Below are 12,384 nucleotides of genomic sequence, written 5' to 3' on the forward strand. Positions count from 1 at the left end.
AAAGAAACCTTAAATCGCTCGTCACGCATGGTGGCGGGCGGTTCCGTTTTGTGCTGCGCGCCTCTGACGAGCACTTTCTCCGGCGAATTGGTCTAGTCCTCAATCTGGTTCAGACCATTGACGCACTGTTCACGCGGGGGCTATCACTTCACCAACTCCTTGTACGGCACCACCAGTACCCCCCATCGGAGGACGCTCGTGCACCCCCGTAAGTCCATGATCGCCGCGCTGCTCAGCTCGGCCCTCGCCGCCGGCGCCCTCGCCGCGACGGCGGGCCTCGGCTCCGCCCAGGCCGCCGATGCCTCGACCACCGCCTCCGCCGGCGGGGTGCGCATCGCGTACTACGACCAGTGGAGCGTGTACGGCAACGCGTTCTACCCCAAGCACCTCGACACGCGGGGCATCGCGAGCAAGCTCGACATCATCAACTACTCGTTCGGCAACATCCACCCGACGAACCTGACGTGTTTCATGGCCAACAAGGCCGCGGGTGACGACAACAACCCGAACGCGGGCGACGGCGCGGGCGACTCCTACGCCGACTACCAGAAGTCCTTCTCCGCGGCCGACTCCGTCGACGGCGTCGCCGACAAGTGGGACCAGCCGATCGTGGGCGTCTTCAACCAGTTCAAGGAGCTGAAGGCGAAGTACCCCCACCTGAAGATCAACATCTCCCTCGGCGGCTGGACCTACTCCAAGTACTTCAGCGACGCGGCCAAGACGGACGCGAGCCGCAAGAAGCTCGTCTCCTCCTGCATCGACCAGTACATCAAGGGCAACCTCCCGGTCGAGGGCGGCTTCGGCGGCCCCGGCACCGCGGCCGGCATCTTCGACGGCATCGACATCGACTGGGAGTACCCCGGCTCCTCCGGCGGCCACCTGGGCAACCACTACGCCCCCGAGGACAAGCAGAACTTCACCCTGCTCCTCGCCGAGTTCCGCAAGCAGCTCGACGAGTACGGCGCGGCCAACGGCGGCAAGAAGTACCTGCTGACCGCGGCGATGCCGGCCGGCCAGGACAAGATCAAGCACATCGAGACGGACAAGATCGGCGCGTACCTCGACTACGCGAACATCATGACGTACGACATGCACGGCGCCTGGGACGGCGACGGGCCGACGTACCACCAGTCCCCGCTCTACTCCGGCTCGAACGACCCGACCGACGTCATCGCGCCGGGCACCGAGAAGTACAGCATCGACGCCGCCATCGACTCCTGGATCGACGGCAAGCCGGCCTACGGCATCGCCGGCGGCTTCCCCGCGAACAAGCTGACGCTGGGCTACGAGTTCTACTACCGCGGCTGGAAGGGCGTGCCCGCCGGCACCACCAACGGCCTCGCGCAGACCGCCACCGGCGGCTCCAACGTCCGCCCGCTCTCGCAGCAGGCCGGCATCGCGCACTACAAGGAGCTCGGCGGCATCGTCGACAACGCGGCGACCACCTTCTGGGACGACCAGGCCAAGTCCTCGTACTTCTACAAGGACGGCGAGTTCTTCACCGGCCTGAACCAGAAGTCCATCCAGGAGCGGGTGAACTACGGCAAGCAGCGCGGCCTCGGCGGCGCGATGATGTACTCCCTCCTCGGCCTGGACGAGAAGGCGACCCTGCTGGGCCAGATCAACGACGCGCTCGGCGGCACCTCCGTCCCGCCGACCACCCCGCCCACCACCACGCCTCCGACCACCCCGCCGACCACGCCCCCCACCACCCCGCCGACCACGCCGCCGACCACCCAGCCCGGCACGGGCTGCGGCACGGTCCCGGCCTACGTCGCCGGCACGGTCTACAACACGGGCAACGAGGTCTCCCACAACGGCCGCAAGTACAAGGCCAAGTGGTGGACCCAGAACGAGACCCCCGGCACGACCGGCGAGTGGGGCGTCTGGCAGGACCTCGGCGCCTGCTGAGCCCTGACCGCCCGTAACACCCCCTGAACCACTGCCCCCGCCCGGAATGTCCCTCCGGTCGGGGGCAGTCCCATGCCGGAGCCGGGCGCGCGCGGGCCGCCGGACCGGCGCCGTTCAGGAGGAGTCGCAGCCGATGCCGTCGCCGTCGCGGTCGAGCCGGTGGGGATCGTCGGATCCGACCCACACGGGACCCGGCAGGTCCGAGCAGTCCACGTCGGGCACGCCCGCGGGAGGCCCCGGCGGCAGGCCGGGCGCGGTCCGCCGCGGCGCGGGGGCGGCGGGAGTGGTGGGAGCGGCCGTGGGAGGAACCGCCGTCCTGGGGGCGGTCGTGGGGGGAGCGGCCGTGGTGGGGCGCACGGCGGGGGTGGCGGGGCAGGAGCCCCACAGGCCGGCGTCGGCGCTCCGGGCGGCGGACTGCGCGCGGGAGATCCGGGACCAGTACTTGTCGTTGGGCTGGTACAGCACGCTCTTCGCGTGGCCGCCCCGCACCAGCGCCTCGTTCACGAAGACGCCGTCCTCGTTCCACAGGTAGAGCAGATAACGGCCGTACCGGTCCTTCAGCTCGTCGTCCCGCTCCAGCCGGACCGTGCTCCCCGGGGGCAGCAGGGCGCGGGTCCGCGCGGTGGCCTCCCGGGCGAAGCACTCGCCCTTCTCCGGCGTGTCGATCTCCAGCAGCCGGACCCGCGTGACGGCCCCGGCGGGAACGACCGCCCCCCGCCCGCGCACCTCGACCGTGTCGCCGTCGACCACCCGCGTCACCACGGCGGTGCGGGACGCGGGGGTACGGGGAGGCTCTGTGGTCCCCGTGGTCCCTGTTGTCCCCGTGGTCCCGGGGGGTTCGGCCGCTCCGGCGGCCCTGGAGGTCTCGGGAGCCTCGGCCGCCCCGGTGGTCCCGGTGGCCGCAGTGGTCTCGGCGACCTCAGCCGCCTCGGTCGCCTCGGTCGTCTCAGCCGTCCCGGGGGTTTCGGGGGTCCCCGTCGTCCCCGTCGTCCCCGTAGTCCCCGGGGGATCCTCGACGGCCCGGACCGGGGTGTCCGCCGTCCTCTCCTCGTCGGGGGAGACGGCTTCCAGCAGGGCCCCGAAGCCCAGGAAGAGGACGAAGGCGAGGGCGAGCGCCTTGAACCAGAAGCGCGCGCCCCTGCGTGGCCGCCGCGGCCCGGGGCTGCGGGGCGGCGGGGCGTTCCGGCGCCAGGCGGAGGGGTCGGGCGGGGGTGAGGGGCTCATGGCGCCTCCTCGGAGCGGGTCACTCCAGTACAGCACCGCCGGGACCGCACCGCCGCCGGGCGCCGGTCCCCGGCGGGGGGCAGACCCGCAGGGGGGTGGTGCCCTCCAGCATCGCGGCGATGTGGTCGGGGGAGACGGCGCGGGAGTAGAGCCAGCCCTGGCCGGTGTCGCAGCCGATGCGGCGGAGGCGGGCGGCCTGGCCGACGGTCTCGACGCACTCGGCGGTCACCGTCAGGCCGAGGCGGTGGGCGAGCTGGACGAGGGCCTCCACGATCAGCTCGTCCGCCGGGTTGGCGTGCTCCTCGTCCTGGAAGCCGCGGACGAAGGAGCCGTCCAGCTTGAGGACGGAGACCGGCAGCCGGCTGAGGTAGGCGAGGTTCGAGTAGCCGGTGCCGAAGTCGTCGATGGCGATCCGCACGCCCATGTCGCTGAGCGCCTGGAGCGCCTGGAGGGGCCGTCCCGCCGAGCCCATCACGGCGGACTCGGTCAGCTCCAGCTGGAGCAGGTGCGGGGCGAGGCCGGTCTCGGCGAGGATCCCCGCGACGTCCGCCACCAGGTCGGAGTCCCAGACCTGGCGGACCGCCACGTTGACGGAGACGAAGAGCGGGCGCTCGCGCGGGTGGTCCTTCTGCCACTGGCGGGCCTGCCGGCAGGCGGTGCGGAGCACCCAGCGGCCGAGTTCGACGATCGTGCCGTCCTCCTCGGCGATCCCGACGAACCGATTCGGCGGGAGCACGCCGAACTGCGGGTGGTTCCAGCGGACCAGCGCCTCGACCCCGCGCACCGCCCCGCCCGCGAGGTCGACCAGCGGCTGGTACTCCAGGGCGAACTCCCCGCGCTCCACGGCGGGCCGCAGCGTGGAGGAGAGCGACTGCCGGGTGATCCGGTGGGCGTTGCGCTCGGGGTCGAAGAGCGTCCAGCGGCCCTTGCCGTCGGCCTTCGCCCAGTACAGCGTGGTGTCGGCGGCCTGCATCAGACCGGTGGCGGTGGTGCCGGCGGCGGTGCGCTCGACGACGCCGATGGAGGCGGAGACGGAGAGCCGCTGGCCGCCGAGGTCGAAGGGCCGCTCAAGGGCGTGCAGGACCGAGCGGGCCAGGTCGGCGAGCTGTTCCGTACCGGTGGAGTCCTCGACGAGGACGGCGAACTCGTCACCGCCGAGCCGGGCGACGAGGAGGCCGCCGCTGCGGGTGTAGCCGGCGCTGTCGGCGCACTCGGTGAGCCGGCCGGCGACGGCGGCCAGCAGCCGGTCGCCCACCCGGTGCCCGAGGGTGTCGTTGACCGCCTTGAAGCCGTCGAGGTCCAGGTAGCAGAGGCCGATCCGCCCCGTTCTGCCCTGGCCGTGCGGCGCGTACGGGAAGGCGGGCCGGTCCGGCTCCGCGCTCTCCGCCGCCGCCGTCTCCAGCGCGGCCGAGAGCCGTTCGAAGAAGAGCGCCCGGTTGGGGAGGCGGGTCACCGGGTCGTGCATCTGGAGGTGGCGGAGCCGGGCCTGGAGCTCGCGGCGGTCGCTGATGTCGGTGAGGGAGAGCAGCACCCGGCCGGTGTCGGGCACGGGCGCGACGGTGACCTCGGCCCACAGCTTGCGCCCGTCGGGGTGCTTGAGCCGGCGGGTGCAGCGGAAGCGGGAGCGGCGGCCGCGCAGCACCTCGCGGTAGGCCTGCCAGGTGCGGCCGTCGGCGGCGAGGTCCACGAGGTCGGCGGCGGCCTGCTCGCGCAGGGCGGCGCTGTCGGTGCCGAGGAGGGCGCCGAGGGAGTCGTTGGCGGCGACGACCAGGCCGTCCCGGTCGACGAGGGCCATGGCGAGCTGGGAGGTGCGGAAGGCCGCTCGGTAGTCGCGGAGTTCACGCTCCGTGAGTACCGGACGGGCGGGCGGGACGCCCGGCGGGTCTGGGTGTACCGGTCCTTCGGGGGTTCCGCTCACCGCTCGCTCCCGTGGTGCAGTGGGGCCGTTCACATGTGGTCGGAATGGTCGGCCTGGGACAAGTGTGCCGATCATAGAGCCAGCAGGGGGAGCGTTCCAGCTCCGGGGCGGTGGGCCGGGGGCCGGGCGGGTGTGAGGCCGGCCACCGCGCGCCCTCCCGCGCGACCGTTTGCGCCCGGGGCTGACACATGGCGCCTCAGGAATGACCGAATGTGACTTTCCGTGAGATGGAACATGTCACTCCGGCGTCACCCTTGCGCCACTCCCTCACCCGACCGGGGCAGCGGAAACATGCGAAACACCGTGAACCATCACAAGGTGGGTGAGGTGTCCCGCACTCGCGAACCGGAGGTCCACGTGGAGGGTCAGCAGCCACCCGGGGGAGTGGAGCGCTCCCGGCTGCGCGCCGGAGCCGCCTCGTTCACCGCCCTCGCCGCCCTCGCGGCCACCGGCCTGGTCGCCGGGCCCGCCGCGGCCGCGCCCTCGGCCGGTCCCTGCGCCCTGCCCCGTACCGCCGCGCACCACTCGCTCGGCCTCGACAGCTGGAACGGCTCCTATCCGCGCCCCGAGCGGTCCCTCGACGCGGTCATGATCTTCCTGTCCTTCCCGGACGCCACCCCGGTGACCACCCCGGAGGAGCTGGCCGCCGACCACTTCCCGGGCACCACCGAGTTCTTCCGGCGGGCCTCCTACGGCCGCTTCGACCTGCGCCCGCACCCCCGGGACGCCTGGACGCCGATGCCCCGCCCGTCCACCGAGTACGACATACGGCGCGACTGGGACGCCGGGAAGCGGGCCGACTACCTGCGGGACGCGATCGCTGCGGCCGACGCCTCCGTGGACTTCTCCCGGTACGACATCGTCTATCTGGTGGCCGACCCGGACGCGCCCGGCGTGGACTCGGACGCCACCAAGGTGGTCAACCTGGAGCGGCCGGTGGAGGCCGACGGCGCGAAGATCCGCCGGGTCGTCACGGTCTTCGAGCGGCACCCGCCGGACCGGAACGTCCTCGCCCACGAGACGGGCCACGTCTTCGACCTGCCCGACCTCTACCGCAGGCCCGCCGACGGCAAGGGCGACTGGGACACGCACGTGGGCGACTGGGACGTCATGGGCAGCCAGTTCGGGCTGGCCCCCGACCCCTTCGGCTGGCACAAGTGGAAGCTCGGCTGGCTGGACCGCTCGCAGGTGGCCTGCGTACGGGACGGGGAGCCGAGGGTCGTCGCCCTGGAGCCGGTCTCCGCCGCCCCGGCGACCCCGACCGCGCGCGGCACCCGGCTCGCGGTGGTCCGCACCGGCCCCGACAGCGTCCTCGCGGTCGAGGCCCGCGCCGCCACCGGCAACGACGCCGACACCTGCACCGAGGGCGTCCTCGTCTACCGGGTCCGGGCGCGCGCGGCCTCCGGCGACGGTCCGGTCGAGGTCGTCGACGGCCACCCGGCCACCGAGGCGTGCTGGGAGCGCTCGGTCTACCCGCCGCTCGCGGACGCCCCGCTGGAGGTGGGCGAGACGCTCACGGTGCCCGGCACGGGCGTCCGGATCGAGGTCGCGGACCGCAGCCGGGCCGGCGTCTGGACGGTACGGATCACTCCGCCGGGCCTCTGAGCCCCGGCGCACGGAACTCCGCGCGCGGTGATCCCGGCGCACGGCACCCCCGGCGCACGGCGGTCCCGGGCAAACGGAAGAGGCCCCTCGCTTTCGCGAGGAGCCTCTTCCTGTCGGTGCGCCGCCAGGGACTCGAACCCCGGACCCGCTGATTAAGAGTCAGCTGCTCTAACCAACTGAGCTAGCGGCGCCTGCTGACGTCGTAGACATTAGCATCCTGAACGGCGGGAGCAAAAATCGATACCCGCACACCGGCCGCCGAAACCGCCCGGGCCGCCCGGACACAGGCCCAGAGCATCACCTCGGGGCCGGGGAGCCAGGGATTGCGGGTGTCCGGGGCGACCAGCCAGCGCGGCCGGGAGGACTCCGGGGCGGCCGGGACCAGCGGCGGAACGGTCACCGCGTCGCCCGTCCCGTGACAGAGCGGCCGGGGAACGCCCTCGCCCCACTCCTCCCAGTCGAGGAGCGCGGGCAGCCGCTGGGCGGTGCCCGGCGCGGCGAAGAGCAGCATCCGTCCCCGGTGCGCGGCCACCGGGCCCGAGCCCGGCCCCTCCTCCCACAGCCGGTCCAGCATCCGCCGGCCGAAGACCGGGTCCACGCTGACGACGTCGAAGGCCGTCCCGCAGGGCAGCACCGCCGGGGACTCCGGCCGCGCCTCCCAGCGCGCGAGCGCCGTCCCGAGGTCCGCGGGCCCCGCCGCGGCCGAGGCCAGCCAGGCGGCCCCGGCGGCGGTGACCCGGGCGGTCTGGTGCCGCTCCTCGCCCGCCGTCCCCAGGAAACGGAAGACGTCGTGGGTGGACGGGGTCTCGTCGCGCAGCCAGGTCGTCGTCGTCATGCGGACAGGTCTACCGGCCGTGACGGAGCGAACGCCGAGAGTTCCGGAAAACTGCGGGGGAACTCCGGGAAACACGGACAGGGCCATGATCCGGGGAGTATCGTTCGCCCCGGCATATGCCGAACGGTTGTTCCGCACGCGCGTTCCGTACGCGTGTTCCGCACGCGCCACCCGTATGTGTGGTCCGTGCGTGGGGTCCGTACGCACCGCCCCCGCGCGCGGCCCGTCGTGCCGCGCGCCGTGCGCCCAGGCCCGGGGGCTCAGTCCTCCGCGGGCCGCCCCTCCGTCCGGATCAGGTCCCGCCCGAACTCGATCATCTTCCGCGCGTAGTCCTCGGTCCAGGCGGCTCGCCCGGCCACGTCCGCCGCCGTCAGCCGGTCGAACCGCTTCGGGTCGGCGAGCTGCGCCGCCGCCACCGCCTGGAACTCGACCGCCCGGTCCGCCGCCGCCCGGAAGGCCAGCGTCAGCTCGGTCGCCCGGGCCAGCAGCTCCTTCGGGTCCTCGATCGACTCCAGGTCGAAGAAGTGCTCGGGGTCGGCGGTCGCCTCGGCAGGCTCGAAGACCAGGGGCGCCGGCCGCAGCCGCCGCTGTCCGCTCCGCTCCGCGGATTCCGCCATCGTTCAGCTCCTCTTCGCACGCGCACGGCCCGGACACCCGGACCACCCACCATTCTCCCGCGCCCCGCAAGACCGCCCGGAGGCGTGCCCCGTGGGGCCGGCACCGGAGTCACGGCGTCCAGGACACCCGGTGCTCCGACAGGTGGGACAGGACCGCGTGGTTGGCCTCCCAGCCGTCGGGGAACTTCACGGCGACGCCCAGCTGGACCGGTTCCGTCGACGGGTGCTCGTCGAGGAGGTCGGTGACGCCGGCGCGGCAGACGACGACGCAGGCGTGGCGGTGGCGGGAGGCCAGCACGCAGAGGCGACCGGTCTCCAGGTGGAAGGCGGTCGCGTCGGGGCGGCCCGAGAGGGGGTGGAGGACGACCGTGACGTCGTACTCGCGGCCCTGGAGGCGGTTGGCCGTGTCGACCGTCACCCCGGACACGCCGAGCTCCGCGAGGGCCGCGCGGACCGCCGCCGCCTGGTCGCGGTGGGCGGTCCCCACCGCGATCCGGCCGGCGGTCAGCGGCACGGGCTCCTCGGCGCGCTCGCTCACCGCCGCGCCGCCCCGGTCCAGCAGGCGGCGGACCAGCAGCGCGACCGCGTGGACGGCCTCCGGGTCGGTGCGCGGGGTGTTCCGGGCGGGGAGTTCGAGCAGGCCCCAGCCGGACTCCGCGGCCTCGTCCAGGACCCGGTCGGGGGCCGAGCCGTCGGAGGCCACCCCGAAGGAGAGCCGCCGGTCGCCGGGGCCGGTGCCGGAACGGAACGGCGTGTACGGGTAGAAGGCGTCCGACACCAGGGGCGCCGCCGAGGCGGGCAGCCGCCAGGAGACCGGCAGCCGGTGCTGCGGCAGCTCCGGATTGTGCGCGAGCAGCGTCGACACGGCGCTCGCCGAGGGGTCGTACGAGAGCCCCGCCCACTGGTCCGCGCCCACCACCGAGAACGGGTCCAGCTGCCCCGGGTCGCCCACGAACAGGGCCCGCTCGAAGAGCCCCGCCACCGCCAGCAGCGCGTCCGACCGCATCTGGTATGCCTCGTCGACGATCGCGTGCGCCCACGGCTCCACGTTCTTCACGTGCGCCCACTTGGCGGCCGTCGAGACCACCACCGGCAGCCCGGCGAGGTCCCCGGCCTTCGCCGACTTCCGCACCTGTTCCAGCGCGTCGAGCGCCTTGTCGTACGGGTCGCCGTCGCTGGAGTGCAGCCGGCCCACCTCCAGGCCGGGCTCCTTCTCGGCGAGCCGCAGCACCAGGTCGTCCACCTGCGCGTTGGTCTGCGCCACCACCATCAGGGGGCGCCCCGCGGCGGCCAGTTCGAGCGCGGCGCGCACCACGAGGGTGGACTTGCCCGCGCCCGGCGGGGAGTCGACGACGACGCCCCGCGCGGCGGAGCGCAGGGTGGACTCCAGGATCTCCGCCGTCGCCTTCGCGGCGGCCTCGGCCGGGTCGGGCACGGCGGGGTCGTACACGGTCACAGCAGGTCCTCGGGGGTCACGGCGTCGGGGAGTTCGCCGTCGGCGGAGCGCGGCGGGCCGCCGTGGGTCCACGGCGTGTCCTCCGGGGCGGGCAGCTTCGGACCCGTCCGCTGGTCGTGCTCGAAGAGGGTCCAGGCGATCCGCTCGCCCTTCTCCGGCACCGTGCCCTCCGCGGGCTCCTTCGCCCGGCCCATCTTGTCGAGGAGCCGCAGCACCAGCGCCCCGTCCTCCTCGGGGGCCACGAACTCCGCCGTCTGCGGCCTGCCGTCGAGCGAGCGGTACACCTTCGTGCCCGGCTCCAGCCGAGGCCGGTCGTCGGTGCGGAACGTCAGCAGCGGGCGGGGCGCGGGCCGCCGCGCCTCCGTCCACGCCGGGGTCACCTCGACGACCTCGCCGGTGAACGCCTCGCCCGCCAGCCGCCGTCCGGCCAGCACCAGCGGATCGTCCAGGGCCTCCTGCGCGTCCAGCCGCCCCTGGGCCTGCTCGCGCGCGGCGAGCTTCGCGGCGGCCGTCACGGCGTCGTCGCGGCGCGGCTGCGGCGGCTCCCCGGCCGCGACCTTGTCCCGGTGCCCGGTGAACGACCAGCGGTCGCGGGTCCACCGGTCGGCGACCCGGGCCCCCTCGGGCAGCTCCCGCAGCAGGCCGAGCGCCCGCCAGGTCGCGTCCCACGTCGGCTTCAGCTGCGAGACCACGAGGCGGCGGACCTCGCGCTCGGCCCGGTGCAGGGCGGCGAGGGCCGCGTCCGCCGTCTCGCCGTCCTCGGCGGCGCCGACCGCCTGCCGGGCCCGGTCGTACGCCTCGATCGCGGGCGCCAGCAGCCGGTTGTCGAAGGCCGGGTCGGTCGCGGGTCCGGCCGGCGGGCACAGCAGCTGCCCCCGGGAGTCCCGCCCCAGCTCCGCCCGGTACGCGGCCTCGGCGCCCGGCTCGTCGTCGTACGGGTCGATCCAGGCGAGCAGCGCCCCCAGGTGCTGGTCCTCCAGGGAGGACTGCCCGGTCGCCCAGTGCCGGTTCAGCAGGTCGGTCGCCGCGAGCAGCAGCGAGGAGCCGGGCACCCGGGCCCGCTCCCCGTAGTGCGTCAGCCAGCGGCCGAGCAGCGGCACCCGCGGCGGCGCCGGATACGGCGTGTCCGGGTCCTGCTCGGCGGTCCGCCGGAACCGCGTCGACCGCCCCAGGAGCCGTACGTACTCGATCCCGGCCCGGCTCGGCACGATCAGCTGCGGCGCGTCCAGGCAGAGTTCGACCTGCACCTTCTCGCCGGTGGCGGGGTCCTTCCGCTCCACCGGCTCCACGGCGTCCGCGTACCCGTCGACGTACGGCAGCACCTCCTCGGCCAGTTCGGCGAGGAACGCGAACCGCAGCTCCCGGTCCCGCGGCTGCGGCACCACGAGGAGCCGCGGCTCGTCCGGGCCGGTGCCGACGAGCGCCCCCAGCGGGGCCCCGGCCTCACCGGCGGTGGTCAGCGGCACGAGCACGAGGGGCCGTTCGGACAGGTGCCGGTGCCGGACGGTCGCCAGGGGCTGCGCCCGGCCCGACTCGACGGCCTCCATCCGCGCCAGGTGCGCGATCAGCGACATGCGGCGGCCTCCGTCAGCGCTTCCTGCCGCAGGGCCCGCGCCCGGCGCAGCGCCGCCACCGCCGGGTCCTCCGGGTCGCCCGCCTCGCCCCGCGCGGCGGCCAGCACCGCGCCGACCGTGGTCAGCGCCCCCAGCTCGCCCCGCACCGAACGCCCCAGGGTCTGCACCTCGCCCGCCTCCCGGGCCCGCCCCCGGCAGTGGAAGCCCAGCTCGCACGCGGCCAGGCACTCCGGCGCGTACGCGTGGGGCACCGCCTCCACCGCCGCCGACAACTCCTCCGCCGAACGCTCCCGCACGTCGAAGGTCAGTCCCTCCGGCAGGGCGCCGGCGATCTCCTCGACGCGGGTCAGCCGGTCCAGCTGCCGCCGGGTCACCGCCCGCTGCCTGCGCACGTCCACCACCGACGCCGTCGGCAGGTTCGAGAAGTCCTTCGGGCAGACCAGCAGCACCCCGTGGCCGACCTCGGCCCCTTCGGTGACCGCCGCGACCCGTTCGAGCGCCAGCACGTACACGGCCGCCTGCCGGGCCGCCGCGCCCACCTTCGCCGCGTCCGCGGCCCCGTCCAGCATCGGGAAGGACTTGATCTCCACGACCGTCCACCGCCCGGCCGGGTCCACCACCACCGCGTCCGGCTCCAGGTGCACGGGGGAACCCGCCACCTCCAGGGTCAGCAGCGGATGGTCGAGCAGCGTCCACCCGCCGGCCGCGGTCGCCTCGCGCAGCGCCAGCGCCGTCCGCGCCGTCCGCCCCTCGGGCCCGGACGCCGACAGCTCGGGCACCGAGACCGTCCCCGGGTCCTCCACGCCGAACAGCCGCAGCAGTTCGCGCCCGCCGTCCGCCTTCACCTTCGCCTCGAAGCTGTTGCCCCGCACGATCGCGAACTGCGACTGGCCGAACGGCGCCGGGGAACCCAGCCGCGACGCCAGCGCCCCCTTGTCCACGCCCGCGCCGTCGAGCAGCGCCCGGCGGCGGCACCCCGGGTTCGCGGCCAGCGCGGCCAGTGCCCGCGCGTCCAGCGGACGCGGTGGTACCGAGGGTCCGCGCAGCTCGGCGAGTCTCTCCCGCGTCCTGCGCCGGCTCGCCGGGGTCGGGACGGGGTCCGTCGTCTGCGCCGGCCGCGACCGGCCGTCGTCCAGGGAAGCGCTCACCCGCGGAAGTCTCCCATCCGCCACTGACAACGCGGGTGCGTTCCGCCCGGGGGACACCGGGAGTTCGCGCCCGGGCCACCTGCGGGATGATGGAGA

General features: G+C 74.5%; 9 protein-coding genes and 1 tRNA gene. 2 read left to right on the forward strand and 8 right to left on the reverse strand.

Going from position 1 to position 12,384, the window contains the following annotated elements; genetic code table 11:
* Window positions 1–198 precede the first annotated feature (198 nt).
* Window positions 199–1,911, forward strand: coding sequence for a glycosyl hydrolase family 18 protein (locus IE326_RS16615; protein ID WP_150228337.1), 1,713 nt, complete (start codon window positions 199–201; stop codon window positions 1,909–1,911).
* Window positions 1,912–2,025: 114 nt separating this feature from the next.
* Here IE326_RS16615 and IE326_RS40670 read toward each other — a convergent pair whose 3' ends face one another.
* Together IE326_RS40670 and IE326_RS16625 are read right to left on the reverse strand one after the other, a co-directional pair.
* A complete protein-coding gene (locus IE326_RS40670; protein WP_229915367.1) occupies window positions 2,026–3,135 on the reverse strand; it encodes a thermonuclease family protein in 1,110 nt (369 codons plus the stop codon).
* Between the two features lie 19 nt (window positions 3,136–3,154).
* A complete protein-coding gene (locus IE326_RS16625) occupies window positions 3,155–5,053 on the reverse strand; it encodes a putative bifunctional diguanylate cyclase/phosphodiesterase (protein WP_268982992.1) in 1,899 nt (632 codons plus the stop codon).
* Window positions 5,054–5,380: 327 nt separating this feature from the next.
* Between IE326_RS16625 and IE326_RS16630 the strand changes: the two genes are divergently transcribed.
* A complete protein-coding gene (locus IE326_RS16630; RefSeq protein ID WP_373310207.1) occupies window positions 5,381–6,658 on the forward strand; it encodes a M6 family metalloprotease domain-containing protein in 1,278 nt (425 codons plus the stop codon).
* 117 nt (window positions 6,659–6,775) lie between these two features.
* Here the strand turns inward: IE326_RS16630 and IE326_RS16635 are convergent.
* From IE326_RS16635 to IE326_RS16660, 6 genes are all read right to left on the reverse strand, one after another.
* A tRNA-Lys gene (locus IE326_RS16635) sits at window positions 6,776–6,849 on the reverse strand.
* A complete protein-coding gene (locus IE326_RS16640; RefSeq protein ID WP_150228334.1) occupies window positions 6,840–7,493 on the reverse strand; it encodes a hypothetical protein in 654 nt (217 codons plus the stop codon). Before IE326_RS16640 ends, IE326_RS16635 begins: the two co-directional genes overlap by 10 nt.
* A 260-nt stretch (window positions 7,494–7,753) precedes the next feature.
* A complete protein-coding gene (locus IE326_RS16645; RefSeq protein ID WP_030759286.1) occupies window positions 7,754–8,110 on the reverse strand; it encodes a DUF8844 domain-containing protein in 357 nt (118 codons plus the stop codon).
* A gap of 109 nt (window positions 8,111–8,219) precedes the next feature.
* Window positions 8,220–9,566 carry an AAA domain-containing protein gene (locus tag IE326_RS16650; protein ID WP_150228333.1) on the reverse strand — a complete coding sequence of 449 codons (1,347 nt, stop codon included), beginning with the start codon at window positions 9,564–9,566 and terminating at the stop codon, window positions 8,220–8,222.
* The gene (locus IE326_RS16655) at window positions 9,563–11,140 is read right to left on the reverse strand and encodes a hypothetical protein (RefSeq protein WP_190041897.1); all 1,578 of its coding nucleotides are present in this window, start codon (window positions 11,138–11,140) and stop codon (window positions 9,563–9,565) included. Before IE326_RS16655 ends, IE326_RS16650 begins: the two co-directional genes overlap by 4 nt.
* Complete coding sequence (locus IE326_RS16660; RefSeq protein WP_190041898.1) at window positions 11,131–12,288, reverse strand: hypothetical protein; 1,158 nt, start codon at window positions 12,286–12,288, stop codon at window positions 11,131–11,133. Before IE326_RS16660 ends, IE326_RS16655 begins: the two co-directional genes overlap by 10 nt.
* Window positions 12,289–12,384 lie beyond the last annotated feature (96 nt).

It is taken from the genome of Streptomyces filamentosus (assembly GCF_014654895.1).
Classification (GTDB): domain Bacteria; phylum Actinomycetota; class Actinomycetes; order Streptomycetales; family Streptomycetaceae; genus Streptomyces; species Streptomyces filamentosus.

Coding starts and splice junctions, on each gene's coding strand:
- IE326_RS16645 (WP_030759286.1), bottom strand. CDS start 8,110: ATGGCGGAATCCGCGGAGCGGAGCGGACAGCGGCGGCTGCGGCCGGCG.
- IE326_RS16640 (WP_150228334.1), bottom strand. CDS start 7,493: ATGACGACGACGACCTGGCTGCGCGACGAGACCCCGTCCACCCACGAC.
- IE326_RS16655 (WP_190041897.1), bottom strand. CDS start 11,140: ATGTCGCTGATCGCGCACCTGGCGCGGATGGAGGCCGTCGAGTCGGGC.
- IE326_RS40670 (WP_229915367.1), bottom strand. CDS start 3,135: ATGAGCCCCTCACCCCCGCCCGACCCCTCCGCCTGGCGCCGGAACGCC.